The 2,910-nt window shown below is 47.9% G+C and carries 19 tRNA genes and 2 rRNA genes; all 21 read right to left on the reverse strand.

From position 1 onward, the window contains the following. Nucleotides 1-107: ribosomal RNA gene (locus N0O92_RS23445) — 16S ribosomal RNA — on the reverse strand; the annotation flags it as partial. Nucleotides 108-430: 323 nt separating this feature from the next. After that, nucleotides 431-515, reverse strand: a tRNA-Leu gene (locus N0O92_RS23450). Nucleotides 516-533: 18 nt separating this feature from the next. Then, a tRNA-Lys gene (locus tag N0O92_RS23455) sits at nt 534-609 on the reverse strand. Nucleotides 610-814: 205 nt separating this feature from the next. Then, nucleotides 815-890, reverse strand: a tRNA-Thr gene (locus tag N0O92_RS23460). Nucleotides 891-893: 3 nt separating this feature from the next. Beyond that, nucleotides 894-969 (reverse strand) — tRNA-Phe (locus N0O92_RS23465). 15 nt (nt 970-984) lie between these two features. Further along, nucleotides 985-1,061 (reverse strand) — tRNA-Asp (locus tag N0O92_RS23470). Between the two features lie 8 nt (nt 1,062-1,069). Further along, nucleotides 1,070-1,143 (reverse strand) — tRNA-Met (locus tag N0O92_RS23475). 145 nt (nt 1,144-1,288) lie between these two features. Further along, nucleotides 1,289-1,364, reverse strand: a tRNA-Val gene (locus N0O92_RS23480). A 7-nt stretch (nt 1,365-1,371) separates the two neighbouring features. Next, nucleotides 1,372-1,446 (reverse strand) — tRNA-Glu (locus N0O92_RS23485). Between the two features lie 5 nt (nt 1,447-1,451). Continuing rightward, nucleotides 1,452-1,526: transfer RNA gene (locus N0O92_RS23490), tRNA-Asn, on the reverse strand. Nucleotides 1,527-1,532: 6 nt separating this feature from the next. Continuing rightward, nucleotides 1,533-1,606: transfer RNA gene (locus N0O92_RS23495), tRNA-Ile, on the reverse strand. A 16-nt stretch (nt 1,607-1,622) separates the two neighbouring features. Next, a tRNA-Gly gene (locus N0O92_RS23500) sits at nt 1,623-1,693 on the reverse strand. 175 nt (nt 1,694-1,868) lie between these two features. After that, nucleotides 1,869-1,945, reverse strand: a tRNA-Pro gene (locus N0O92_RS23505). 15 nt (nt 1,946-1,960) lie between these two features. Continuing rightward, nucleotides 1,961-2,034: transfer RNA gene (locus N0O92_RS23510), tRNA-Arg, on the reverse strand. A 9-nt stretch (nt 2,035-2,043) separates the two neighbouring features. Continuing rightward, nucleotides 2,044-2,132 (reverse strand) — tRNA-Leu (locus N0O92_RS23515). 31 nt (nt 2,133-2,163) lie between these two features. Continuing rightward, nucleotides 2,164-2,235: transfer RNA gene (locus N0O92_RS23520), tRNA-Gly, on the reverse strand. Between the two features lie 6 nt (nt 2,236-2,241). After that, nucleotides 2,242-2,316 (reverse strand) — tRNA-Gln (locus N0O92_RS23525). A 70-nt stretch (nt 2,317-2,386) separates the two neighbouring features. Then, nucleotides 2,387-2,479, reverse strand: a tRNA-Ser gene (locus tag N0O92_RS23530). 11 nt (nt 2,480-2,490) lie between these two features. After that, a tRNA-Ile gene (locus tag N0O92_RS23535) sits at nt 2,491-2,567 on the reverse strand. A 110-nt stretch (nt 2,568-2,677) separates the two neighbouring features. Continuing rightward, a tRNA-Ala gene (locus tag N0O92_RS23540) sits at nt 2,678-2,753 on the reverse strand. Nucleotides 2,754-2,798: 45 nt separating this feature from the next. Continuing rightward, nucleotides 2,799-2,910, reverse strand: a 5S ribosomal RNA gene (gene rrf / locus N0O92_RS23545); the annotation flags it as partial.

Raw genomic sequence — 2,910 nt, forward strand, 5'->3', positions numbered from 1 at the left:
TCCGCCGCTAACGTCATAAGAGCAAGCTCTTAATCAGTCCGCTCGACTTGCATGTATTAGGCACGCCGCCAGCGTTCGTCCTGAGCCAGGATCAAACTCTCCATAAAAGTGTTTGAGTTTCATCACTTTAGTGATGGAACATAGCTCAAAATGTATCGCTAACGATACTTCATCATTTTTAATAAAACGATGATAAAAATTGACGAGATTTAATAATCTCTTTAATTCGCTTGGCTTTTGTTCAGTTTTCAAAGAACTATTTTCTGCATCACTTTGGAAGTGAAGTAACATAATTTATTATATCACAACACCAAGTTCTGCGCAATCACTTCTGAAAGTAAAACACTGCATTTAGCAGAGACAATTACTAATATATCAGATTCACCTATTACCTGCAACCCTTTTTCATAGAATTCTTCTTGGTAATAAATGGTGCGGGTGAAGGGAGTCGAACCCCCACGTCATAAGACACTAGATCCTAAGTCTAGCGCGTCTGCCAATTCCGCCACACCCGCAGATAAAATTAATAGTAATGGTGAGCCATGAAGGACTCGAACCTTCGACCCTCTGATTAAAAGTCAGATGCTCTACCAACTGAGCTAATGGCTCTTGCTTTTTATTCAATGAAGTATCTCATGATGATTACGGACGATGTATTGCTTCGCCGTTTTACCTGTTCTTTCCTCTACTAGTTAAGCTCCGTTGCTGATTGCGTCAGAACAACTCGTAGCAGTTCAAGGCGCTTTGCTCGTAACTGAGCTAATGGCTCTTGCCTTTTTCATAGATAGTATCCATGAATAATGAATAAGAAAAATGGTGCCGGCCAGAGGACTTGAACCCCCAACCTACTGATTACAAGTCAGTTGCTCTACCAATTGAGCTAGGCCGGCAAATGGTGGCTCAGGACGGAATCGAACCGCCGACACATGGATTTTCAGTCCATTGCTCTACCGACTGAGCTACTGAGCCACAAGATTATTTAAATGGCGGTCCGGACGGGACTCGAACCCGCGACCTCCTGCGTGACAGGCAGGCATTCTAACCAACTGAACTACCGGACCATATGGTATTGCGGGGGACGGATTTGAACCGCCGACCTTCGGGTTATGAGCCCGACGAGCTACCAGGCTGCTCCACCCCGCGTCGTTTTAAAGTAAACCGATGATGCTTTTCAATGATGTTGTCTTTTCCTCTTCTAGCAACACTTAGAAGTATATGCGTCAAGACATGTCGAAGATTAATCGATGATGTTTCGCTACATGCTCCACCCCGCGTCGTTTTAAAGAAATGGTGGAGGATGACGGGATCGAACCGCCGACCCCCTGCTTGTAAGGCAGGTGCTCTCCCAGCTGAGCTAATCCTCCACTATTATGGTGACCCGTACGGGATTCGAACCCGTGTTACCGCCGTGAAAGGGCGGTGTCTTAACCGCTTGACCAACGGGCCATATATGGCTCCACAGGTAGGACTCGAACCTACGACCGATCGGTTAACAGCCGATTGCTCTACCACTGAGCTACTGTGGAATAAAATGGGCCTGAGTGGACTCGAACCACCGACCTCACGCTTATCAGGCGTGCGCTCTAACCAGCTGAGCTACAGGCCCACAGTAATTTCCTAAGAGCGGGTGATGAGAATCGAACTCACGACATCAGCTTGGAAGGCTGAGGTTTTACCACTAAACTACACCCGCATGTTGAATTGATTTGCACCATAAAATTAAAACCGACCAAACATGTCTCTTCCTCTTCTAGTAATTCGCAGAAGCAAATGCGTCGAGACAACTCGTAGCTTATTCGGCAGAAGCATTACTCGTGGCTGAGGTTTTACCACTAAACTACACCCGCATGTTACATTATTTGACTCTCTGGTCGGGAAGACAGGATTTGAACCTGCGACCCCCTGGTCCCAAACCAGGTGCTCTACCAAGCTGAGCCACTTCCCGTATATATTTTAAGAGCGCGCCCTGAGAGATTCGAACTCCCGACCTTTTGATTCGTAGTCAAACACTCTATCCAGCTGAGCTAAGGGCGCTTATTTAATTGGTGCCGAGGGCCGGACTTGAACCGGCACGGTAGTCACCTACCGCAGGATTTTAAGTCCTGTGTGTCTGCCAATTCCACCACCCCGGCTAGGACTTTTAATGAAAATATTTAAATAAAGAGCGGAAGACGAGATTCGAACTCGCGACCCCCACCTTGGCAAGGTGGTGTTCTACCACTGAACTACTTCCGCATGTAATGGCTGGGCTAGCAGGATTCGAACCTACGCATGACGGAATCAAAATCCGTTGCCTTACCGCTTGGCGATAGCCCAATAGATTGTTCTTCTTATGGAGCGATGATCGGAATCAACCCACAAATGTCAGAACCACAATCTCTATAAATGGCGGAGGAGGAGGGATTCGAACCCCCGCGCGGTTTAACCCGCCTGTCGGTTTTCAAGACCGATCCCTTCAGCCGGACTTGGGTACTCCTCCGTATTATTTAGTGGTGGACCCTGTAGGACTCGAACCTACGACCAATCGGTTATGAGCCGAGTGCTCTGACCAACTGAGCTAAGGGTCCTCTTTATAATTGTGGCAGCCATGAATTCCCCCACACAACCTCATATCTCATTCGTAAATGAACCGTATGCACTAGCTAGCTCATCTACACCGAAATTGGCATGAAATACTTGGTGGAGCCTAGCGGGATCGAACCGCTGACCTCCTGCGTGCAAGGCAGGCGCTCTCCCAGCTGAGCTAAGGCCCCAATATTACAGAACAAAATAGGACTAACACAGTTAGTCCTATAAAAGCCTGGCAACGTCCTACTCTCACAGGGGGAAGCCCCCAACTACCATCGGCGCAAAAGAGCTTAACGACCGTGTTCGGCATGGGAACGGGTGTGACCTCTTCGCTATCGCCAC

This window comes from Alkalihalobacillus sp. MEB130, assembly GCF_032335535.1.
In the GTDB taxonomy this organism is placed as follows: Bacteria; Bacillota; Bacilli; order Bacillales; family Bacillaceae_D; genus Halalkalibacter.